This is a genomic window from Microbacterium paludicola (genome assembly GCF_015235415.1).
In the GTDB taxonomy this organism is placed as follows: Bacteria; Actinomycetota; Actinomycetes; order Actinomycetales; family Microbacteriaceae; genus Microbacterium; species Microbacterium paludicola.
In genome coordinates, this window is record NZ_JADGLL010000024.1 from 1 (window position 1) to 19,924 (window position 19,924).

Below are 19,924 nucleotides of genomic sequence, written 5' to 3' on the forward strand. Positions count from 1 at the left end.
CCGCCCCAGGCCGCGGGGGCGTCACCCCGTTTCGACTCGCTTCGCTCGCTCAACGACCGGGAAGGTCGACAAGCGCAGCCCGCCCCCGCTCGTTGAGCGACGAGCGCAGCGAGGAGCCGAAACGGTCCAAACCCGCCCCAGGCCGCGGGGACGTCACCCCGTTTCGACTCGCTTCGCTCGCTCAACGACCGAGAAGGTCGACAAGCACAGCCCCACCCCTCGCTCGTTGAGCGACGAGCGCAGCGAGGAGTCGAAACGGTCCAAACCCGCCCCAGGCCGCGGGGACGTCACCCCGTTTCGACTCGCTTCGCTCGCTCAACGACCGAGAAGGTCGACAAGCACAGCCCACCCCACCGGTCGTTGAGCGACGAGCGCAGCGAGGAGTCGAAACGCCGCAAACCCGCCCCAGGCTGCAGCCCGCCGGGACGTCACCCCGTTTCGACTCGCTTCGCTCGCTCAACGACCGAGAAGGTCGACAAGCACAGCCCCACCCCTCGCTCGTTGAGCGACGAGCGCAGCGAGGAGTCGAAACGCCCCAAACCCGCCCAGGGCCGCCGGGACGTCACCCCGTTTCGACTCGCTTCGCTCGCTCAACGACCGAGAAGCACGACCGGGGCGGCTCAGCGCACGGCGAGCTCGGCCGCGGCCTGCGCACCCCAGGCGATCCAGCACAGGCAGCACGCGACGGCGCCGATCCCGAGCCCCAGCCCCCACCACGCAAGCTCGGGCTGCGCGCGGCGGGCGAGCAGCGCGATGACCGCGAGCAGGATCGCGAGTGCCGTCACCGGCAGCGCCCACGCGCCGAACCAGGACAGGCTGAGTGCGATCATCGCCACGCCCAGCGCCCAGGTGGCGAGGCGTCCGCGCGATCGGCGCGTGGGCACCGCCCGCGTCGGCACCGAGACCCCGCCGCTGTCGCCGGCCACGACCCGCGCGGGGCGCACCGAGTTCGCCGAGGCGCGTTCCTCGACCGGATGCACCGCGGTCGGATCGGTCATGTTCACGCCACTCGCTCGTCCGATGCGGCGCTCATCGCCCCCGCGACCTGGATCTGCGTCACCGAGAGGGTGGAGTCGGCGCCGAACTCGAGGGTGGACGGGGTGCGCCCCTCGGCGATCAGCTCGGCGGCGAGCGCGGCGATCATCGCGCCGTTGTCGGTGCAGAGGCTGAGCGGCGGGATCCGCACGGTCACGCCGGCGGCCTCGGCGCGCGCGATCGCCACATCGCGGAGGCGCTTGTTGGCGATCACGCCCCCGCCGAGCAGCAGTCGCGGCACACCATGCTGGGCACACGCGTCGAGCGCCTTGGTGACGAGCACGTCGACCACCGCCTCGCGGAAGGACGCGGCGACATCCGCGACGGGAACGGGCTCGCCCGCTGCCTCGCGCTGCTCGATCCAGCGCGCGACGGCCGTCTTCAGGCCCGAGAACGAGAAGTCGTAGCGGTGCTTTGCCATGTCGCTCGCACGCGACAGGCCACGGGGGAAGCGGATCGCCGTCGGATCTCCCTCCGCCGCCGCGCGATCGATCTCGGGGCCGCCGGGATACGGCAGGCCGAGGATGCGCGCGACCTTGTCGAACGCCTCGCCTGCGGCGTCGTCCATCGTCTCGCCGAGGAGCTCGACGTCGCCGGTCAGGTCGCGCACGAGCAGCAGCGAGGTGTGCCCGCCCGAAACGAGCAGCGCGACCGTCGGGTACTCGAGCGGCGGAGCATCCGGATCCAGGATGTCGGCGGCGATGTGCCCGACGAGGTGATTGACGGCGTACAGGGGCGTGCCCAGCGACACGGCGAGCGCCTTCGCGGCGCCGATCCCGACCATGAGGGCGCCGGCGAGCCCGGGGCCGCTGGTGACCGCGACGGCGTCGACATCCGGCAGCGTCACACCGGCCTCGGCGACGGCGCGCTCGATCGCGGGCTGCAGCGCCTCGAGGTGCGCGCGGGCGGCGACCTCGGGCACAACACCGCCGTAGCGGGCGTGCTCGTCCATGCTGCTGGCGATCGTGTTGCTGAGCAGGATGTTCCGCTCGCCTGGCGCCGACCGGCCGCGGACGATCCCGATGCCGGTCTCGTCGCAGCTCGTCTCGATCCCGAGGATCAGGGGGTTCGACTGGCTCATGTGCAGGCTCCTGCGTCGGCGGGGCTCGGGTTGCGCGCGGCGACCCAGGCCTCGAGGTCGAGCCGCATCACGACGGCGTCGACACCGTCGGGCTGGTAGTAGCGGGGGCGGCGGCCGAGCTCGGTGAAACCCTCGGAGGCGTACAGCGCCTGCGCGACCGGGTTGTCGGCGCGGACGTCGAGGAACACCTCGCGCACGCGCAGGCGCACGGCCTCCTCGAGGAGCGTGTGAAGCAGCGCGCGCCCGCGACCGCGACCCCGCGCGGACTCCGCGACGGCGATGGTCTGCACATCGGCATCGCGCGATCCGGGGAGGGTGCGAAGGCCGGCGTACCCCACGACGCGTCCCGCGAGCTCGTCGACGACGTAGTGCGTGTGGTCGGCGGAGAGCTCCTCGCGCATCATCGGCTCCGACCAGGCGTCGGTCGGGAACGATGCGCGCTCAAGCGCCATGATCGCACCGAGGTCGGCGAGGGTGGTGGGGCGGATGCTCACGCGCTCACCCGCTTCGGGGCGTGCCCGACGGTCACATCCGGCGAGCGGAGGTACAGCGGCTCGGTCTCGGCGAGCTCGCCCGAGGGCTGCCAGTCCGAGGCGAGCATGAGTGCCGCGGCGCGGCCGACGTCGGAGGCGCGGATGGCCGCGGCGCGGACGATCCGGGATCCGGACGTCAGCTCATCCGTCTCGAGATCCGCGGTCTGCGGGCGCAGCTCGGGTCCGGCGATCCGCAGCGGCAGCCCGTCGCCGTCGGCCCCGTCGAACACGGTGATCGCGTTCTCGCGGCGGCGCGCGTCGGTGACGATAGCGAAGGGTCCGGATGCGCCACCGTCGAGCTCGCCGAGTGCGGCGGCGACGTGGCTCGGAACCGGGACCACGGGCAGGCCGCGCCCGAGCGCGAACGCCCGCGCGGCGGCGATGCCGATGCGGAGCCCGGTGAAGGCACCGGGACCCATGCCGGCAGCGACATGTGTGATCTCGCCGCCGGCCTCGGCGAGCGCCTGCTCGAGCAGCGTGCCGATGATCTCGGCGTGCCCGAGGGTGTTCTCGCGCTCGGCGACGGCGCGGACGGTGCCGTCGAGCTCGACCACGGCGACGGTCGATCCGATCGAAGTGTCGATGGCGAGGATCACCGTTTCAGGGTATCCGGGCATGCTGAGGGCCCGCCCCGCGCCGTCCACAGGGCGCGAATACCGGGCGATGTGACGACCATCTGTGGAGGACCGGCGGCTGCGGGCCTCATACGCCTACCGTCCAGGCATGAGCAGCGCTTTCGTCTATCTCCTCCGCTGTGCGGACGGCAGCCTCTACTGCGGAAGCACGCGGGACCTCGACAAGCGGCTTTGGGAGCACCAGCACGGCGAGGGCTCGGCCTACACCCGGCGCGCGGGGCGCAGGCCGGTCGAGCTCGCCTGGTTCTGGGAGCTCGAGCACATCGGGCAGGCCTTCCACTGGGAGAAGCAGATCCAGGGCTGGAGCCGCCGCAAGCGGGAGGCGCTCATCGAGCACGGGATCGACGGCGTCGTCGGCTGGAGCGTCGCGGACCGCGAGCGACGGAACCAAGCCCCGCCCGCGGGTTGACGGAGGAGCGCAAGCCCTGCTGGTTGAGCGAAGAGCGAAGCCCCTCCCCTGCTGGTTGAGCGAGGAGCGAAGCGACGAGTCGAAACCCCCAAGCCCTCCCAGAGCCACAACCCACGGCAACGCCACAACCGTTTCGACTCGCTCCGCTCGCTCAACGAACAGACAGCACAGCCCCCTCTGCTGGTTGAGCGAGGAGCGCGCCCCTCCTCTGCTGGTTGAGCGAGGAGCGAAGCGACGAGTCGAAACCCCCAAACCCTCCCGGAACCACAACCCACCGCAGCGTCACAACCGTTTCGACTCGCTTCGCTCGCTCAACGAACAGAAGAGTCACAACCGTTTCGACTCGCTCCGCTCGCTCAACGAGCGAAAAGGTGCTCAGGCGTCGACGCGGGTGATCGTGACCACGCGGGGGGCGTCGAGGTCGAGGTCCTCGGCGCTGCCCTCCACCGAGCCCACGGGGCGTTCGATCTCGATGTCGAACCACGTGTCGCGGAGACCGTCGACCTTGCCTCGGCCCCACTCGACGATGGTGACCGATCCGTCGACGTCGACGTCGAGGTCGTCGAGCTCCAGCGCCGAGTCGAGGCGGTAGGCGTCCGCGTGGACGAGCGGCGCGCCGCCGACGAGCGACGGATGCGTGCGGGCGATCACGAACGTGGGGCTCTGCACCGGCCCTCGCACGCCGAGGCCCTCCGCGATGCCGCGGGTCAGCGTCGTCTTTCCCGCACCCAGCGGCCCCGTCAGCACGATCAGGTCGCCGACGACGAGACCCGATCCGATCCGCTCGCCGAGTCGCTCCATGTCGGCGGCGGTCGCCACCTCGTGGCGGCCGAGCAGCTCGTCCGGGATCACTTCGACTCGCTCCCCGAGGCGCGCCCGAAGACCCGCGCGACGCGGCGGCCGATGCTCGTGACGATCTCGTAGTTGATGGTGCCGGCGGCGGCGGCCCAATCCTCCGCCGACGGCACGCCGGTTGCCGGGTCGCCGAACAGCACCACCTCGTCGCCGACGGACACCGGATGGTCGCCCACGTCGACGACGAACTGGTCCATGGCGATCCGGCCGGCGACGTGGAAGCGCTCGCCCCCGATGACGACGGGACCGGATCCGGATGCCTGTCGCGGGACACCGTCGCCGTAGCCGAGGGGCACGAGCGCGAGGGTCGTGTCGCCGTTCGTGCGGTGCGCGTAGCCGTACGAGACTCCGTGCCCGCCGGGCACGCGGCGCACGGCGGCCACGCGGGCGCGCAGCGTCATCGCGGGGCGCAGCCCGAGGTCGGCCGAGGTGCGGTCCTCGAACGGCGAGAGCCCGTACATCCCGATGCCGATGCGCACGGCGTCGAATCGTGCCTCAGGCAGGTCGATCGCCGCGGCGGTCGCGGCGAGGTGCCGCACGGTGGGGCGAAGGCCGGCGGCCGAGGCCGCGGCGACGCCCACCTCGAACCGGCGCAGCTGCACGCGGTCGTCGTCGAGGGAGGTGTTCGACAGGTGACTGAAGACACCGTCGACACGGATGCGCCCGTCGCGCTCGAGACGCGCTGCCTCGGCGAACACGGCGGCCCAGTCCTGCGGGGCGAGGCCGTTGCGGCCGAGGCCGGTCTCGAGCTTCAGGTGCACGGTGACTGGGCCCGCGGCCGCCGCGGCGTGAAGCTGCTCGAGGCTCGAGATGCCGAGCTGGATGTCGTGCGCCACGGCGTCGGCGAACGTCTCGTCGGGCGCGTGCAGCCACGCGATCACCGGCGCCTCGACCCCGGCGGCGCGAAGCGCGACGGCCTCGCGGATGTCGGCCACGCCCAGGCGGGTCGCTCCCCCGGCGAGCGCCGCGCGCGCGACCTCCGCCGCTCCATGCCCGTACCCGTCGGCCTTGACCACGGCGATGAGCTCCCGCGTGCCCGTCAGCTCGCGGAGGGCGCGGATGTTGTGCTCGATGGCCGAGAGGTCGACCACCGCCTCGCGCATCGCCGTCACCGGGGCTCCTCCGGATCCTCGGGCTCGGGAACGTCGTCGAGGCCGGGCGTGTACTCGAGGCCCACCGGCTCGACCGCCTCCACGCGGTCGGCGGCCTCCGCGGTCACGTACGCGATGGCGAGTCCCGCGTCGTGCGAGAGCGACAGGTGCAGCGCCGTGATCCCACGGGCGGCGACGACCTCCGCGGTCGACCCCGACAGCGCGAAGCGCGGCGGCACGCTCTCGCCGAGGCGCGCGATCTCGATCTCTGACCAGTGGACGCCGTCCGACCCGCCGAGGGCCTTGATCAGCGCCTCCTTCGCCGCGTAGCGCGCGGCGAGCGAGCGCAGCGGAAGCTCGCGCTCGTGGGGCGTGAACAGCCGCTCGAGCAGCTTCGGCGTGCGCACGATCGTCCGCTCGAAGCGCGGGATGTCGACAAGGTCGACGCCGATCCCGACGATCATCGGCGGCCTACTCGACCGTGACCGACTTGGCCAGATTGCGCGGCTGGTCGACGTCGAGGCCCTTGGCGTTGGCGAGTCCCATCGCGAAGATATGCAGCGGCACGACGGCAAGGATCGGCTCGAACAGCGGGCCCGCGAGCGGGATGCGCAGCACCTCGTCGGCGTGCGGCAGCACGGCGGCGTCGCCGGCCTCGGCGATCGCGATGACGCGGGCGCCTCGGGCGCGGATCTCCTGGATGTTCGAGACGACCTTCGCGTGCAGGACGGGCGCACCGCTGGGCGACGGCACCACAACGAACACGGGCAGGCCGGGCTCGACGAGCGCGATGGGCCCATGCTTCAGCTCGCCGGCGGCGAAGCCCTCGGCGTGGATGTAGGAGATCTCCTTGAGCTTGAGCGCGCCCTCGAGAGCGATCGGGTAGCCCACGTGGCGGCCGAGGAACAGCACCGAACGCGTGTCTGCCATCCAGTGCGCGAGCTGCTCGATCCGCTCCTGCTCGTTCTCGAGGATCCAGCGGATCTTGTCGGGAAGGTCGGCGAGCTCCTGGATGGCGTCAGCCTGGAGCTCGGGCGTCACCGTGCCGCGGATGCGCGCGACGTGCAGCGCGAACAGGTACAGGCCCGTGATCTGCGCCACGAACGCCTTCGTCGAGGCGACGGCGACCTCGGGGCCGGCGTGAAGGTAGACGACCGCGTCGGACTCGCGCGGGATCGTGGCGCCCTGCGTGTTGCAGATCGAGAGCGTCTTGGCGCCGAGGCGCGTCGCCTCCTTGACGGCCATGAGCGTGTCCATGGTCTCGCCCGACTGACTGATCGAGATCACGAGCACGTCGGGGCCGACGAGCGGGTCGCGGTAGCGGAACTCGTGCGCGAGCTCGACCTCGACCGGGATGCGGGCCCACTGCTCGATCGCGTACTTGCCGACGAAGGCCGAGTACGCGGCGGTGCCGGCGCCCACGATCACGATGCGGGAGATCCCGGCGAACAGCTCGTCGAGGCCGTCGAGCTCGGGGATCACCACCTGGCCGTCGTGCACGCGGCCGAGGATCGTGTTGGCGACGGCCTCGGGCTCCTCCGAGATCTCCTTCGCCATGAAGCTCGACCAGCCGCCCTTCTCGGCGGCGGTCGCATCCCACTTCACCTCGAACGGCTCGGCTTCGACGGGGTTGCCGTCGAAGTCGGTGACCGTGACGCCGTCGGGCGTGATCGCGGCGATCTGGTCCTGTCCGATCGCGAGCGCGTTGCGGGTGTGCTCGACGAACGCGGCGACATCCGATCCGAGGAAGTTCTCGCCCTCGCCCAGGCCGATGACCAGGGGCGAGTTTCGGCGCGCGCCGAGCACGAGGCCGGGGTGGTCTTCGTGCATAACGAGCAGCGTGAACGCACCCTCGAGGCGGTTCACCACCGCGCGGAACGCCGCCTCGAGGTCGCCGTCGTGCTTGCGGTACTCGCTGCCGAGCAGCACGGCCGCGACCTCGGTGTCGGTCTGGCTGCGGAACGCGAAGCCCGAGGCTTCCAGCTCGGCCTTGAGCTCGGAGAAGTTCTCGATGATGCCGTTGTGGATGACGGCGAGCTTGTCGTCATCGGCGAGGTGCGGATGGGCGTTCACGTCGGTCGGGCCGCCGTGCGTGGCCCAGCGCGTGTGGCCGATGCCGGTGGTTCCGGCGGCGATGGGATGCGCGTCGAGCTCGTCGCGCAGCATGGCGAGCTTGCCCGCCTTCTTCGCGGCGTGGAGCGCACCGTCGGCGTCGATGACCGCGATGCCGGCCGAGTCGTAGCCGCGGTACTCAAGTCGCGCGAGACCCGCGATCAGGATGTCCTTGCTGTCCCGGGGCCCGACGTATCCGACGATTCCACACATGCGTTCGATCCTACGGTCGCCCGCTGGGAACCTCCGTCGCGGCGCGGCCCCCCGAGCGGCGGCCCGGCGTCACTGCTTGCGCAGCAGCACGGAGTCGACCGAGTGGTCGGCGCCCTTCCGCAGCACGAGCGACGCGCGGTGCTTTGTCGGCAGCACGTTCTCGATGAGGTTCGGCAGGTTGATGTCGTTCCAGTAGCCTCGCGCGGTCTCGGTCGCCTCGGCGTCGGTGAGGTGCGCGAACACGTTGAAGTGCGATGCGGGGTTGGAGAAGGCCGACTCGCGCAGCGCAAGGAACCGCTCGATGTACCACTGCTCGATGTGGGCGGCGTCCGCGTCGACGTAGATGGAGAAGTCGAACAGGTCGCTGATCGCCACGTCGTTGGGCGCGGGCGGCGGCTGCAGCACGTTCAGGCCCTCGACGATCACGACGTCCGGCCGACGCACGACGACGTGCGCATCCGGCATGATGTCGTACTTCATGTGCGAGTAGAAGGGCGCGCGCACCTCGTCGGCGCCGCTCTTCACCTTCGTGACGAACTCGACGAGCTTCCGGCGGTCATACGACTCGGGGAAGCCCTTGCGGTCCATCAGCCCACGCCGCTCGAGCTCGGCGTTCGAGTACAGGAAGCCGTCGGTGGTGACGAGCTCGACCCGGGGCGTGTCCGACCAGCGGCTCATCAGCTCACGCAGCAGGCGCGCGATCGTCGACTTCCCGACCGCGACGGATCCGGCGACGCCGACCACAAACGGCGTGGTCGAATCCTCACGGCCGAGGAACCCCGCGACCTCATTGCCGAGGCGCCGCGCGGTCTTGGCGTAGATCGACAGCAGCCGGCTGAGCGGCAGGTACACCTCGCGCACCTCGGCGAGGTCGAGCCGGTCGCCGAGGCCGCGCAGCTGCACGACCTCGGACTCGGTGAGCGGCTGGTCCATGCCGGCCGCAAGACGCGACCAGTCGTCGCGCGCGATCTCGCCGTAGAGCGAGAGCGGTGCCGGGTTGGTGGATGCAGCGCTCATCCGACCCATCGTATCCGCCGCCCCGGTCCCGCCCCGCGCCGGCTCCTGTCCCCGAAGTGCCGGATCCAAGCGGCAACTCGGGGACATGGCGCGGAGCGTGTCCCCGAAGTGCCGGATCCAACCGGCAACTCGGGGACATGGCGCGGAGCGTGTCCCCGAAGTGCCGGATCGAACCAGCACCTCGGGGACACTGCGTACGGGAGGCTCGTCCACAGCGAGCGGATCGGATGTCGCGTCTCCCCAGAGTGGGGATCGTCCCGCGCGCGGCGCGGCGGACAAGCAGGCTCTCGACATGACTCGTCGCCCCGCACCCCTGCCAGAGCACCTTCGCGGCCGCGCATTCCGCCGCGATGAGGCCCCGGAGCTGGCGGCGGGACGGCTGCGCCGCTTGGACCTCTGGAGCCCTGCGCGCGGTGTGCGTCTGCCGGCGGGCGACACCCAGGCACTCGACATCCTGCGGGCGAGGCAGTTGCTGATCCCGGCCGGTGGTGCGTACAGCCACACCAGCGCCGCCCGAGCGCACGGCGGACCGGTGCCGCTCGACCGCGACGGTGTCACCACCGTGCACATCACGACGCCTCCGGACATCCGCAGGCGGCGAGGCAAGACAGTGAGCGGGCATAGCCGCCCGCTCGGCGCCGAGGACGTCGCCATCGTGAACGGCGTGCGCTGCACTCGCCTGTTCCGCACCTTCTGCGACCTCGAGGAGGTCCTCACCTTCGCGGAGCTCGTCGCTTTCGGCGACTGGATGATCGGGCGCGGAAAAACGGGCGCCACGGTGAAGCGCCTGACCGAGGCGCTCGCTGCGACCCGACTGACAGCGCGTCGACGCGAGGTGCTGAGCACGGTGATCGCGCGCCTGAACGCGGCTGCGGAGTCTCCCAAGGAGTCGGAGCTGCGCATTCTGCTCGAGGACGCGGGCCTCGGGCCCTTCGTCCTCCAGCTCGAGATCCGCGACGAGCACGGCCGGTTCGTCGCGCGCCCGGACCTGACCCTTCCCGCCCTCAAGATCGCAATCGAGTACGACGGCGACTACCACCGCGATCCGATCCAATGGCGCAAGGATCAGGCGCGGCGCCGCCGGCTCGAGGCACTCGGATGGACCTACATCGTGGTCACTCAAGTCGACCTTGCTGATCCGGCCGCCCTGCTCGCCGACGTGCGCACCGCGATCCGCGCCCGTTCGTGATCCTCTGTCCCCGAAGTGCCGGATGGAAGCGGCAACTTGGACACACGACGCGGCTTGTGACCCCTAAGTGCCGGATCGAAACGGCAACTTGAGGACACGCTCGCCCTCCTGTCCCCGAGATGCCGGATCGAAGCGGCAGCTTGAGGACACGGCGCGCGGCCACCCGCCGATACCCTGAACGCCATGCGCCTGGGAGTCCTCGACATCGGATCGAACACCGTCCACCTGCTGGTGGCGGATGCGCACCCGGGAGGACGCCCGCTGGCGACGTCGAGTCACCGGACCGTGCTGCGGCTGATGCGCTACCTCACGCCGTCCGGCGCGATCTCGGAGGAGGGCATCCGGGCGCTCGTGGACGCCGTCACGGCCGAGCGCGAGCTCGCCGAGAAGGAGAAGGTGCAGGAGCTGCTTCCCACCGCGACGTCCGCGGTGCGCGAGGCCGCGAACGGGCCCGAGGTGATCGCCCGGATCGAGGAGGCGCTCGGGCAACCCCTGCAGGTGCTGGGCGGCGAGACGGAGGCGCGCTTCACGTTCCTCGCGGTGCGCCGCTGGTTCGGCTGGTCGGCCGGGCGCATCCTGCTGTTCGACATCGGCGGCGGGTCGCTCGAGATCGCCGCGGGCGACGAGGACCTCCCCGAGTACGCCGAGTCGGTGCCACTCGGGGCGGGACGGATGACGCTCGCCCACCTCACGGAGGATCCGCCCGGCGAGAAGGCGGTCGCCCGGCTGCGGGCTCACGCCGCCGAAACCCTCGCGCCCGTGGCGAAGGATCTGAAGGCGATGCCGAAACCGGATCACGTCGTCGGGTCGTCGAAGACGATCCGCTCGCTCGCGAAGCTCGCAGGCTACCCGCGCCAGGGCTGGTCGGGCAGCGACCGGATGGTGCTGCCGCGCCAGTCGCTCGGACAGTGGGTCCCGCGCCTCGCGCGCATCCCGTCGGCGGTCCGCAAGGAGCTGCCCGGGATCACTCCCGAGCGCACCGTGCAGATCACCGCGGGCGCCGTCGTGCTGCACGAGGCGATGAAGGCGATGGGCGTGAACGAGCTCGAGGTCTCGCCATGGGCGCTGCGCGAGGGCGTGATGCTGCGCTACATCGAGGAGCTCGGCTGGGTGTAGGGCCCGCCACCGGTCGTTGAGCGGAGCGAAGCGGAGTCGAAACGGGCTGAGCGAGCGCCAGCGAGTCGAAGCCGATGTAACGGCGCTCGGCCGGTGGCTTCGACTCCTCGCTGGCGCTCGTCGCTCACCCCGTTTCGACTTCGCTCAACGACCGGGAGGTGTTACAGCCCCAACCGCTCCCGCACCACGTCGGCGAGGCGCTCGGCGTAGCGCTGTGCCGAGGCCTCGTCGGCCGCCTCGACCATCACGCGGACGAGCTGCTCGGTGCCGGATGCGCGCAGCAGCACGCGGCCGGTGTCGCCGAGCTCCGCCTCGACCTGGCGGACGGCATCCTGCACGCCCTCATCCGAGACACGCGAGCGGTCCACGTCCTTCACGTTGATCATGACCTGCGGGTAGACGGTCATGATCGACGCGAGCTCGGCGAGGGTCTTGCCGGTGCGCGCCATCTCGGCCACGAGATGCAGGCCCGTGAGCAGGCCGTCGCCGGTGGTGGCGAAGTCGCTCATGATGACGTGGCCCGACTGCTCGCCACCCAGGGAGTATCCGCCCGCGCTCATCGCCTCGAGGACGTAACGGTCGCCGACGGCGGCGGTCAGCACGGTGATCCCGCACTCCCGCATCGCCATGTGCAGGCCGAGGTTGCTCATCACAGTGGCCACGAGTGTGTCGTCCTTGAGTACGCCGCGCTCCTGCATCGAAGCAGCCAGGATCGCCATGATCTGGTCTCCGTCGACGATGCGTCCCTGCGCGTCCACGGCGAGGCAGCGATCCGCGTCGCCGTCGTGCGCGATGCCGACGTCGGCTCCCGCGCGGACGACGGCCTCGGCGAGCTGCTCGAGGTGCGTCGATCCGACGCCGTCGTTGATGTTGATGCCGTCGGGGTCGGCGCCGATCACCGTGACGCGCGCGCCCGCGTCGCGGAAGGTCTCGGGCGCGACGCCGGCGGCCGCGCCGTGGGCGCAATCGAGCACCACGTGCAGGCCGTCGAGACGGTGCGGCAGCGACTGCAGCAGGTGCACGACGTAGCGGTCCTCGGCGTCGGCGAACCGGCGGATGCGGCCGACGGAGCCGCCCGTGGGCTGCAGCTTGGGGCCCTCGAGGGCGGCCTCGATGCGGCGCTCGACCTCGTCGGGGAGCTTCACTCCGCCGCGCGCGAAGATCTTGATGCCGTTGTCGGGTGCGGGGTTGTGCGACGCCGACACCATGACACCGAAGTCTGCGTCGCGGTCGGCGACGAGGAACGCCAGGCCCGGGGTCGGGATGACGCCCGCGTCGTACACGTCGATGCCGGACGACGCGAGGCCCGCCGACACGGCGGCCGAGAGGAACTCGCCCGAGATGCGCGGATCGCGGCCGATGACGACCGCGGCGCGCCGGCCGGCGGCCCTGCGAGCCTCGGCCGAACGGCCCTGGCCCAGGACGACCGCGGTCGCCTGGGCCAGGGACAGTGCCAGGTCGGCGGTGAGGATGCCGTTGGCAAGTCCTCGCACGCCGTCTGTGCCGAAAAGCGGCATAGGAGCCGAACTCAGCGCTTCGAGAACTGCGACGCCTTGCGGGCCTTCTTGAGACCGGCCTTCTTGCGCTCGATGACGCGGGCGTCGCGCGTGAGGAAGCCGGCCTTCTTCAGGGTGGCGCGGTTGTTCTCACGGTCGATCTCGTTCAGCGAACGGGCGATGGCGAGGCGCAGCGCGCCGGCCTGACCCGAGGGGCCGCCGCCCGAGATGCGGGCGATCACGTCGTAGGCGCCGCCGAGGCTGAGCACCGTGAACGGGTCGTTGATGAGCTGCTGGTGGAGCTTGTTCGGGAAGTAGTCCTCGATCGTGCGGCCGTTGACCGTGATCGTGCCCGAGCCCGGGACGACGCGCACGCGGGCGATCGCCTGCTTGCGGCGACCCACGGCGGCGCCGGAGACGTTGAGGACGGGACGGGGAGCGTCGACGGCCTCGGTGGCCGGCGTCTCGGTCGAGTAGTTCTGGGTGTCGATGTCGTTCGCCACGATGAATCCTTAAGGGGCGGCGCTTACTGCGCGACCTGGTCGAGGGTGTACGTCTTGGGCTGCTGCGCGGCGTGCGGGTGCTCGGCACCCGTGTACACCTTCAGCTTGGCGAGCTGCTGACGGCCGAGGCTGTTCTTGGGGAGCATGCCGCGGATGGCCTTCTCGACAGCGCGGGCCGGGTTCTTCTCGAGGAGCTCGGCGTAGGTGACAGCCTTGAGGCCGCCCGGGTAACCCGAGTGGCGGTAGGCCTTCTTCTGCTGGAGCTTCTGGCCCGTGAGCGCGACCTTGTCGGCGTTCACGATGATGACGAAGTCGCCCATGTCCATGTGGGGGGCGAAGGTCGCCTTGTGCTTGCCACGCAGGAGCGCGGCGGCGTGCGAGGCGAGGCGGCCGAGGACCACGTCGGTGGCGTCGATCACGAGCCACTCGCGCTGGGCCTCACCGGCCTTCGGGGTGTAAGTGCGCGTCACAGTAGTGCTGCTTTCTCTTCGAACGGAGTCGTTCGTGAATCCCGCTCCGGGGCGGTTCTCCCGAAGACTTCGGGCAAACCAGCCGGTGGAGGGCTCACGTTCGCTGTGCCCGCAGTGGGCACCAAAGGACGAGCTTACCGCACGACACGCCCGGCCGCCAAACCGCGAACCCGCCGCGCCTCAGCTGACGGGAAGTGAGGTGACGACGTCCGCGGTCCAGATGTACAGAGTGCCGTCGGCGACGTCGATCGCGATGGGCTGGGCGGGATCCATCCCGGGCCCGCACGTCTGCCAGGTTCCGTCGAGGGCGGCGAACGCGATCCCCTCGCAGTCGTCGGCTGCGCGGGCCACGTAGCCGTCATCCGTCACGGCGAGCGCTCCCTCGGGAACCTCCGGGGCCTCCGGGGCCTCGACGGCCTCCTCCCACGCGGTGCCGTCGGCGTTCGTCTGCCGGCCGGCGACGGTGCAGGATCCGTCGGTCAGCGCGATCGCGACCGTCGCCTGATCCGCCGCGTCTCCGGGGACGAGGGCGAGCAGTTCGGCCGCGTCGGCCGGGGTCGCGGGGCGCCACGTGACCGCGTCGGTCGTGCGCTCGAGCGTGGGGCCGATGCCCGCGACACAGGACCCGGCGGTCCCCCGCCACAGCACGCCTCCGGCGTCGAGGGCGAGGAAGCGACGATACGGATCGGCCGTCGGCGTCGGCGACGGTGTCGCCGCGGCGGGCTCGATCGTCGGCTCGGCGGCGGGAGCGGCATCCGGCTCTCCGCGGAACGGGAGGGACACGAGCCAGGCGACCACCGCGATCCCGATGATGGCGAGCAGCGCGTATCGCGCCCACTGCCCGATGACGACCATCCTCGACATTGCATCCCTCCCCGGATGAATCGACTGTATCCCCCGGGAGGCATGCGCTGTTAACGGCTTAGGTCAGCCGGCCGCCTGTTCGTCGGTCGTCTCCTGGTCCTGGGACGGATCGCCGACGACCCGGAGCTCCCGGTGTCCCCGCTTGTACGTCGCGGTCACCAGGATCGGCAGGTGATCGGACGCCCCCTGCGGCAGGGTGGTGACCTTCTCGATGTCGAGGCCGACCGAGGTGGCGAAGTCGTAGTGGCCCTTGAAGAAGCGGTAGCGGGTGTAGGTGCGGGAATCGCTGAGCGTGAGGTCGTATCCCGCACGGCGCACGCGCTCGCTCAGCCGCTCCTTGAACACGGGGTAGTTGTAGTCGCCCACCATCAGCACCGGGACGCCGTCGCCCATCTTCTGCAGTTCGGACAGCGCGGTGCGGATCTGGTGACGGCGCAGCGAGTTCAGCGCGGTCAGTGGCGCCGCGTGGAACGACGCGATCACGACATCCCGCCCGGCATCGATGTCGCGCAGTCGCGCGGCAAGCACCCGCTCGTGCGCCGGCTTGAGCAGAATGTCGTGCAGCGACTTCTTCAGCGACAGCGTCACGACGTCCTCGAGCTGGAACATGTTCGCGCGGTAGTACACGGCGAGCCCCAGCCGGTTCTGCGCCGTGGCGCGCGCGAGCGTGAGCCCCGCGAGCTGCTGCGGCATGTGCGCGGTGTCGGCCTCCTGCAGGCACAGCACGTCAGCCTCCCGCAGGTCGACGAGCTCCTCGAGCTCATGCGCGGCGGCGTGCTTGCGCAGGTTGTACGAGATGACTCTCATGTCGACATCACCCTACGCGGCGCGGCTTGGTGCTTCCTCGGGCTTGACTACTCGAGGTCGCGCCGGTTGCGGGTCTGCTCGGCGCGGGAGCCCAGCAGCTCGTCGGCCGGGTAACCGACCTCGGTGAGTGTGAGCCCGCGGGCGGCGAGCACCTTGAACTCGCTCGTGCGCAGCCGCGCATCCCGGATCGCCACGAGGTGCTCGGGGGCGAGCTTGCCCTCCCCCGCGGCGACGCACGCGCCGACGAGGGCGCGCACCATCGAGTGGCAGAAGGCGTCGGCCTTGACGTTGGCGATCAGGATGCCCCGCTCGTCGCGGCGCCAGTCGTACTCGAGCAGGGTGCGGATCGTGGTCGCCTCGGGCCGCGGCTTGCAGTACGCGGCGAAGTCGTGCAGGCCGATGAGGCTCTGCGCCGCCGCATGCATGGCGTCGACGTCGAGGTGCGCGCGCACGGTGGTGGTGCGGTGACGCTCGAGCGGGTCGTATCCCGTGCGCGCATCGGCGATCCGGTACGCGTAGCGCCGCCAGGTGGCTGAGAAGCGCGCGTCGAACCCGTCGGGCGCGGTCGAGGTGCGTGTGACAGCGAGATCGGCGTACTGCCCGAGGACACCCGTCATACGACGGGCGAGCGGATCGACCGGATCACCCGGGTTCGGCACGTCGCGACGACGCTGCGTCGCGCGCGCCCACTGCTCGTCGTCGAGGTCGGCGTGGGCGACCTGCCCTGTCGCGTGCACGCCGGCATCCGTGCGTCCGGCGACGGTCAGGGGAACCGGCGATCCGATGATCCGCTGCAGCGACGCCTCGAGCACTCCCTGCACGGTGCGAAGCCCCGGCTGGCGCGCCCAGCCGCGGAAGTGTGTGCCGTCGTAGGCGATGTCGAGTCGGATCCGGGGCACGGCTCCAGCCTAGTTGGGGCGCGTGGGGCGGCTTCGACTCGCGAAGACCCGCAGTGAGCGATGGGGGTCACATTCCCCTCCGGTCGTTGAGCGAGGGAGCGCAGCGACCGAGTCGAAACGGTCGAAACGCTGCCCCGGACCCGTTACGGCGGCTTCGACTCGCTGGCGCTCGCTCAGCCCGTTTCGACTCGCTTCGCTCGCTCAACGACCGGTGGGGGGGTGAGCGACCGGAGGGGGTCACTGGTCCCGGTCGTTGAGCGAAGTGAGCGCCAGCGAACGCAGTCGAAACGGGGTGAGCGACGAGCGCCAGCGAGGAGTCGAAGCCATCGGCCGAGGGGCCGCATACGGCGGCTTCGACTCGCGAAGACCCGCACAGAGCGAGCGAAGCGAGTCGAAGTGTCGCTCAACGACCGGTGGTGGTCACAGGGCCGCGAGCGCTGTGACGATCAGGCGGGCCGAGCGATCCGCCGCGTCGTCGACGTGCGTGAGGAACTCGGTGCCGTCCGGGGCGCAGAGATCCGAGACGCCGCGCACCGAGACGAAGCGCGTGCCGTGGTTGTGGGCGACCTGCGCGATCGCGGCCGACTCCATGTCGACGGCGAGCAGGTGCGGGAAGTCCTCGCGCAGCTCGGCGGCGAGCTCGGCGGTGACGAACTTCTCCCCCGATCCGATCGCCCCCTCGCGCACCGTGAGGTCGCCGGGGGCGGCGAGCAGCGCCCGGCGCAGCTCGGGGTCGCCGTCGTACTCGACCGGCATGCCCGGCACCTGGCCCAGCGCGTACCCGAAGGCGCGCGCATCCGCGCCGACGTTGACGAGCGAGTCGCTGACGATCACGTCGCCCACCCGCACATCCTTCGCAAGCCCGCCCGCCGATCCGGCGCTGATCAGGTGCACGTCGTCGCCGTAGCGTCCCAGCGCCCCGGCGGCCGCGTTCGCGCCGTTGACCATGCCGATGCCGGTGCGCACGAGCACGTGCGTGCGACCGGCGACGACGATGCCCCGGTGCTCGGCACGGCCGATCCGCACCGGCTCGCTGACCTCGCTCGCGAGCGCGAGGAAGGGCGCGGACTCCTCTTCCATCGCGACCAGGATGACCGCGACGGCGGATGTCATCGGGTCTCGCCCGCGAAGACGGTGGACCAGCCGGCGCGCTCGGCGAGGAAGGCGCGCGCCGCCTCCTGCGCGCCCGCGAGGGTGTGGTTCGCGCCCCAGCCGCACTGGATCTCGTTCGCGGTGGGCACCTCGCTCGCCTCGAGGATGTCCTGCAGCGTCGCGGCGACGAGCTGCTCGACCTCCGCGAACTCGTGGTCGCCCTGCAGGATCAGGTAGAAGCCCGTCTGGCAGCCCATTGGCGAGAAGTCGATCACCCGGTCGGAGTGGTTGCGGCTCTTCTCGGCGAACAGGTGCTCGAGCGAGTGGATGGTCGCCATCTCGAGGTGACCGACGTTCGGCTGGGCGAAGCGCACGTCGTACTTCACGATCACGTCGCCGTGCGGCAGCACCTTGCGGTCGGCGATCCGCAGGTAGGGAGCGGCGACCGCGCGATGATCGAGGTTGAACGACTCGACGTTCATCCGGGGCTGCGCGTTCTCATCAGCGGTGTTGGGCACCGTAAAAGCCTACGCGCGCTCGTGCCCGGGCGGACTCCACAGCCGGCGCTCACGCCGGCAGGGGCGCCGGACGACGAAGGGCCCCGCCGAAGCGGGGCCCTTCATACGTGTGCGAGGCAGCGGGTCTTACTTGCCGGCCTCGGCGAAACCGGCGGCCTCAGCGGCCTCGGCGGTGCGGAACCAGACCTCGGCGACCGTCTGCTCGTACCACTGGCCGTCGGGACGGTGGTACTTCATCGAGTTCTTGTTGCCCTTGATCTCGAAGCCCTCGGGAGCGGAACCGTCCTCGAGCGGCTCGGCCGAGTCCTCGCCGAACTCCGCCGCGGCGACAGCAGCCGGAGCGGCCTCGGTCTCCTCGACCTCGGCGGTCTCCTCGACGGGCGCCTCCTCGGCCGGGGCCTCGTCGGCGACCGGAGCAGCCTTCTCGGCGGCCGGAGCGGCCTTCTTGACCTTCGGGGTCACGGGCTCGAGGACGAGCTCGATGACGGCCATGGGGGCGTTGTCGCCCTTGCGGTTGCCGACCTTCGTGATGCGGGTGTAGCCACCCTCACGCTCGGCGACGAGCGGCGCGATCTCGTTGAAGAGAACGTGCACGACCTCCTTGTCGCCGATCACCGAGAGCACCGAGCGACGCGCGTGCAGGTCGCCGCGCTTCGCCTTCGTGATGAGGCGCTCAGCGAGCGGACGCAGGCGCTTGGCCTTGGTCTCGGTCGTCTTGATCGACTTGTGGGTGAACAGCGCCGCCGCGAGGTTCGCGAGAAGCAGACGCTCGTGGGCGGGACCGCCTCCGAGGCGGGGACCCTTCGTGGGCTTAGGCATTTCTAGTTACTCCAATGAGGCAGAACGTCGGAAGGATCAGAGCGACTCGTCGTCGTAGCCGCCGTAGAAGCCGGTGCCGTCGAAGCCGGGCACCGAGTCCTTCAGCGACAGGCCGAGCGAGGTGAGCTTGTCGCGCACCTCGTCCACCGACTTCTGTCCGAAGTTGCGGATGTTCATGAGCTGCGTCTCCGAGAGGGCGACGAGCTCGCTGACCGTGTTGATTCCCTCGCGCTTGAGGCAGTTGTACGAGCGAACCGAGAGGTCGAGGTCCTCGATGGGCATCGACAGCTCGTTCGAGAGGACGGTCTCGACCGGCGCGGGGCCGATCTCGATGCCCTCGGCCTCGACGTTCAGCTCGCGGGCGAGACCGAACAGCTCGACCAGCGTGCGACCGGCCGACGCGACGGCGTCACGCGGGGCGATCGACGGCTTGGACTCGACGTCCAGGACGAGCTTGTCGAAGTCGGTGCGCTCACCGGCACGAGTCGCCTCGACGCGGTAGCTGACCTTCAGGACCGGCGAGTAGATCGAGTCGACCGGGATCTGGCCGGCCTCGGCGTACTCGTTGCGGTTCTGCACGGCCGAGACGTAGCCGCGGCCACGCTCGATCGTGAGCTCGAGCTCGAACTTCGCGGTGTCGTTCAGCGTGGCGATGACGAGCTCGGGGTTGTGCACCTCGACACCGGCCGGAGCCGAGATGTCTGCCGCGGTGACCTCGCCGGCGCCCGTCTTGCGCAGGTACGCGGTGATGGGCTCGTCACGCTCGCTCGAGACGACGAGCTGCTTGATGTTGAGGATGATCTCGGTGACATCCTCCTTCACACCGGGGATGGTGCTGAACTCGTGCAGCACGCCGTCGATGCGGATGCTGGTCACCGCCGCGCCGGGGATCGACGAGAGCAGGCTGCGACGCAGCGCGTTCCCGATGGTGTATCCGAAGCCGGGCTCCAGGGGCTCGACGACGAACCGGCTGCGGAACTCCGAGATCTTCTCCTCGGTGAGGGTGGGACGCTGTGCAATGAGCACTGGTTGTTCCTTTCGATCAAGTGCCCGCTATATGACACTTGCGTGGATGAGGTCTTGAGTTGTTCTCGGACGGACGCGTCGGTCTCCGGGGAGACGCGCGGCCGTGGGACGACGAGACGCCGGGGCGCAGGGCTCGAGGCCGTG

General features: G+C 70.6%; 22 protein-coding genes. 3 read left to right on the forward strand and 19 right to left on the reverse strand.

Translation table 11 applies throughout. The features are described 5' to 3' along the window. Window positions 1-620: 620 nt before the first annotated feature. Genes IR155_RS10270 through tsaB form a run of 4 tightly spaced genes read right to left on the reverse strand, consistent with a single transcriptional unit; the run spans window position 621 to window position 3,245 of the window. Window positions 621-998: a hypothetical protein gene (locus tag IR155_RS10270; RefSeq protein ID WP_135114742.1), complete on the reverse strand. Its 378-nt coding sequence runs from the start codon at window positions 996-998 to the stop codon at window positions 621-623. Between the two features lie 2 nt (window positions 999-1,000). Beyond that, entirely contained in the window at window positions 1,001-2,116 is a 1,116-nt protein-coding gene (gene tsaD, locus IR155_RS10275) for a tRNA (adenosine(37)-N6)-threonylcarbamoyltransferase complex transferase subunit TsaD (protein ID WP_135114743.1), read from the reverse strand. Beyond that, entirely contained in the window at window positions 2,113-2,610 is a 498-nt protein-coding gene (gene rimI, locus IR155_RS10280) for a ribosomal protein S18-alanine N-acetyltransferase (protein WP_135114744.1), read from the reverse strand. Before rimI ends, tsaD begins: the two co-directional genes overlap by 4 nt. Continuing rightward, the gene (gene tsaB / locus IR155_RS10285; protein WP_135114745.1) at window positions 2,607-3,245 is read right to left on the reverse strand and encodes a tRNA (adenosine(37)-N6)-threonylcarbamoyltransferase complex dimerization subunit type 1 TsaB; all 639 of its coding nucleotides are present in this window, start codon (window positions 3,243-3,245) and stop codon (window positions 2,607-2,609) included. The genes rimI and tsaB overlap by 4 nt, the downstream gene beginning before the upstream one ends. Before the next feature lie 127 nt (window positions 3,246-3,372). Here tsaB and IR155_RS10290 point away from each other — a divergent pair, with 127 nt between their 5' ends. Continuing rightward, window positions 3,373-3,693 carry a GIY-YIG nuclease family protein gene (locus tag IR155_RS10290; protein ID WP_135114746.1) on the forward strand — a complete coding sequence of 107 codons (321 nt, stop codon included), beginning with the start codon at window positions 3,373-3,375 and terminating at the stop codon, window positions 3,691-3,693. Window positions 3,694-4,068: 375 nt separating this feature from the next. Here the strand turns inward: IR155_RS10290 and tsaE are convergent, their stop codons facing one another. From tsaE to coaA, 5 genes are all read right to left on the reverse strand, one after another. Continuing rightward, complete coding sequence (tsaE, locus tag IR155_RS10295; RefSeq protein ID WP_135114786.1) at window positions 4,069-4,494, reverse strand: tRNA (adenosine(37)-N6)-threonylcarbamoyltransferase complex ATPase subunit type 1 TsaE; 426 nt, start codon at window positions 4,492-4,494, stop codon at window positions 4,069-4,071. A gap of 47 nt (window positions 4,495-4,541) precedes the next feature. Continuing rightward, a complete protein-coding gene (alr, locus tag IR155_RS10300) occupies window positions 4,542-5,651 on the reverse strand; it encodes an alanine racemase (RefSeq protein ID WP_135114787.1) in 1,110 nt (369 codons plus the stop codon). Window positions 5,652-5,656: 5 nt separating this feature from the next. Continuing rightward, window positions 5,657-6,103, reverse strand: a complete 447-nt coding sequence (locus IR155_RS10305; protein WP_135114747.1) for a holo-ACP synthase — start codon at window positions 6,101-6,103, stop codon at window positions 5,657-5,659. A gap of 7 nt (window positions 6,104-6,110) precedes the next feature. Beyond that, a complete protein-coding gene (gene glmS, locus IR155_RS10310) occupies window positions 6,111-7,964 on the reverse strand; it encodes a glutamine--fructose-6-phosphate transaminase (isomerizing) (RefSeq protein ID WP_135114748.1) in 1,854 nt (617 codons plus the stop codon). Window positions 7,965-8,033: 69 nt separating this feature from the next. Further along, window positions 8,034-8,990, reverse strand: a complete 957-nt coding sequence (gene coaA, locus IR155_RS10315) for a type I pantothenate kinase (RefSeq protein ID WP_406917423.1) — start codon at window positions 8,988-8,990, stop codon at window positions 8,034-8,036. Window positions 8,991-9,273: 283 nt separating this feature from the next. On the opposite strand from coaA, the gene IR155_RS10320 reads away from it, so the two are divergent. Both IR155_RS10320 and IR155_RS10325 read left to right on the forward strand, forming a co-directional pair. Next, window positions 9,274-10,170 carry a hypothetical protein gene (locus IR155_RS10320; protein ID WP_135114750.1) on the forward strand — a complete coding sequence of 299 codons (897 nt, stop codon included), beginning with the start codon at window positions 9,274-9,276 and terminating at the stop codon, window positions 10,168-10,170. 183 nt (window positions 10,171-10,353) lie between these two features. Continuing rightward, complete coding sequence (locus tag IR155_RS10325) at window positions 10,354-11,286, forward strand: Ppx/GppA phosphatase family protein (protein ID WP_135114751.1); 933 nt, start codon at window positions 10,354-10,356, stop codon at window positions 11,284-11,286. Between the two features lie 161 nt (window positions 11,287-11,447). On the opposite strand, the gene glmM is transcribed toward IR155_RS10325, so the two are convergent. The 10 genes from glmM to IR155_RS10375 form a co-directional block, all read right to left on the reverse strand. Then, on the reverse strand, window positions 11,448-12,803 hold the full coding sequence (glmM, locus tag IR155_RS10330; RefSeq protein ID WP_135114752.1) for a phosphoglucosamine mutase: 1,356 nt from the start codon (window positions 12,801-12,803) through the stop codon (window positions 11,448-11,450). 11 nt (window positions 12,804-12,814) lie between these two features. Beyond that, window positions 12,815-13,285: a 30S ribosomal protein S9 gene (rpsI, locus tag IR155_RS10335; protein WP_194210325.1), complete on the reverse strand. Its 471-nt coding sequence runs from the start codon at window positions 13,283-13,285 to the stop codon at window positions 12,815-12,817. A gap of 23 nt (window positions 13,286-13,308) precedes the next feature. Beyond that, a complete protein-coding gene (gene rplM, locus IR155_RS10340; protein WP_135114754.1) occupies window positions 13,309-13,755 on the reverse strand; it encodes a 50S ribosomal protein L13 in 447 nt (148 codons plus the stop codon). 180 nt (window positions 13,756-13,935) lie between these two features. After that, entirely contained in the window at window positions 13,936-14,619 is a 684-nt protein-coding gene (locus IR155_RS10345) for a prolipoprotein diacylglyceryl transferase (protein WP_135114755.1), read from the reverse strand. A 63-nt stretch (window positions 14,620-14,682) separates the two neighbouring features. Then, entirely contained in the window at window positions 14,683-15,426 is a 744-nt protein-coding gene (locus tag IR155_RS10350; RefSeq protein ID WP_135114756.1) for an endonuclease/exonuclease/phosphatase family protein, read from the reverse strand. 47 nt (window positions 15,427-15,473) lie between these two features. Continuing rightward, complete coding sequence (truA, locus tag IR155_RS10355; RefSeq protein WP_135114757.1) at window positions 15,474-16,325, reverse strand: tRNA pseudouridine(38-40) synthase TruA; 852 nt, start codon at window positions 16,323-16,325, stop codon at window positions 15,474-15,476. A 420-nt stretch (window positions 16,326-16,745) separates the two neighbouring features. Continuing rightward, complete coding sequence (gene mtnN, locus IR155_RS10360; protein ID WP_135114758.1) at window positions 16,746-17,438, reverse strand: 5'-methylthioadenosine/S-adenosylhomocysteine nucleosidase; 693 nt, start codon at window positions 17,436-17,438, stop codon at window positions 16,746-16,748. Beyond that, window positions 17,435-17,899, reverse strand: coding sequence for an S-ribosylhomocysteine lyase (locus tag IR155_RS10365; RefSeq protein ID WP_135114788.1), 465 nt, complete (start codon window positions 17,897-17,899; stop codon window positions 17,435-17,437). Before IR155_RS10365 ends, mtnN begins: the two co-directional genes overlap by 4 nt. A gap of 162 nt (window positions 17,900-18,061) precedes the next feature. Next, entirely contained in the window at window positions 18,062-18,754 is a 693-nt protein-coding gene (gene rplQ / locus IR155_RS10370; protein ID WP_135114759.1) for a 50S ribosomal protein L17, sunset domain variant, read from the reverse strand. Between the two features lie 36 nt (window positions 18,755-18,790). Then, on the reverse strand, window positions 18,791-19,780 hold the full coding sequence (locus tag IR155_RS10375) for a DNA-directed RNA polymerase subunit alpha (protein ID WP_135114760.1): 990 nt from the start codon (window positions 19,778-19,780) through the stop codon (window positions 18,791-18,793). Window positions 19,781-19,924 lie beyond the last annotated feature (144 nt).

Excerpts from the sequence above, each read along its gene's own strand:
- IR155_RS10270 (WP_135114742.1), bottom strand. The coding sequence starts at position 998 with ATGACCGATCCGACCGCGGTGCATCCGGTCGAGGAACGCGCCTCGGCG.
- tsaD (WP_135114743.1), bottom strand. The coding sequence starts at position 2,116 with ATGAGCCAGTCGAACCCCCTGATCCTCGGGATCGAGACGAGCTGCGAC.
- IR155_RS10290 (WP_135114746.1), top strand. The coding sequence starts at position 3,373 with ATGAGCAGCGCTTTCGTCTATCTCCTCCGCTGTGCGGACGGCAGCCTC.
- tsaE (WP_135114786.1), bottom strand. The coding sequence starts at position 4,494 with ATGGAGCGACTCGGCGAGCGGATCGGATCGGGTCTCGTCGTCGGCGAC.
- alr (WP_135114787.1), bottom strand. The coding sequence starts at position 5,651 with ATGCGCGAGGCGGTGGTCGACCTCTCGGCCATCGAGCACAACATCCGC.
- IR155_RS10305 (WP_135114747.1), bottom strand. The coding sequence starts at position 6,103 with ATGATCGTCGGGATCGGCGTCGACCTTGTCGACATCCCGCGCTTCGAG.
- glmS (WP_135114748.1), bottom strand. The coding sequence starts at position 7,964 with ATGTGTGGAATCGTCGGATACGTCGGGCCCCGGGACAGCAAGGACATC.
- coaA (WP_406917423.1), bottom strand. The coding sequence starts at position 8,990 with ATGGGTCGGATGAGCGCTGCATCCACCAACCCGGCACCGCTCTCGCTC.
- IR155_RS10320 (WP_135114750.1), top strand. The coding sequence starts at position 9,274 with ATGACTCGTCGCCCCGCACCCCTGCCAGAGCACCTTCGCGGCCGCGCA.
- IR155_RS10325 (WP_135114751.1), top strand. The coding sequence starts at position 10,354 with ATGCGCCTGGGAGTCCTCGACATCGGATCGAACACCGTCCACCTGCTG.
- glmM (WP_135114752.1), bottom strand. The coding sequence starts at position 12,803 with ATGCCGCTTTTCGGCACAGACGGCGTGCGAGGACTTGCCAACGGCATC.
- IR155_RS10345 (WP_135114755.1), bottom strand. The coding sequence starts at position 14,619 with ATGTCGAGGATGGTCGTCATCGGGCAGTGGGCGCGATACGCGCTGCTC.
- IR155_RS10350 (WP_135114756.1), bottom strand. The coding sequence starts at position 15,426 with ATGAGAGTCATCTCGTACAACCTGCGCAAGCACGCCGCCGCGCATGAG.
- mtnN (WP_135114758.1), bottom strand. The coding sequence starts at position 17,438 with ATGACATCCGCCGTCGCGGTCATCCTGGTCGCGATGGAAGAGGAGTCC.
- IR155_RS10365 (WP_135114788.1), bottom strand. The coding sequence starts at position 17,899 with ATGAACGTCGAGTCGTTCAACCTCGATCATCGCGCGGTCGCCGCTCCC.
- rplQ (WP_135114759.1), bottom strand. The coding sequence starts at position 18,754 with ATGCCTAAGCCCACGAAGGGTCCCCGCCTCGGAGGCGGTCCCGCCCAC.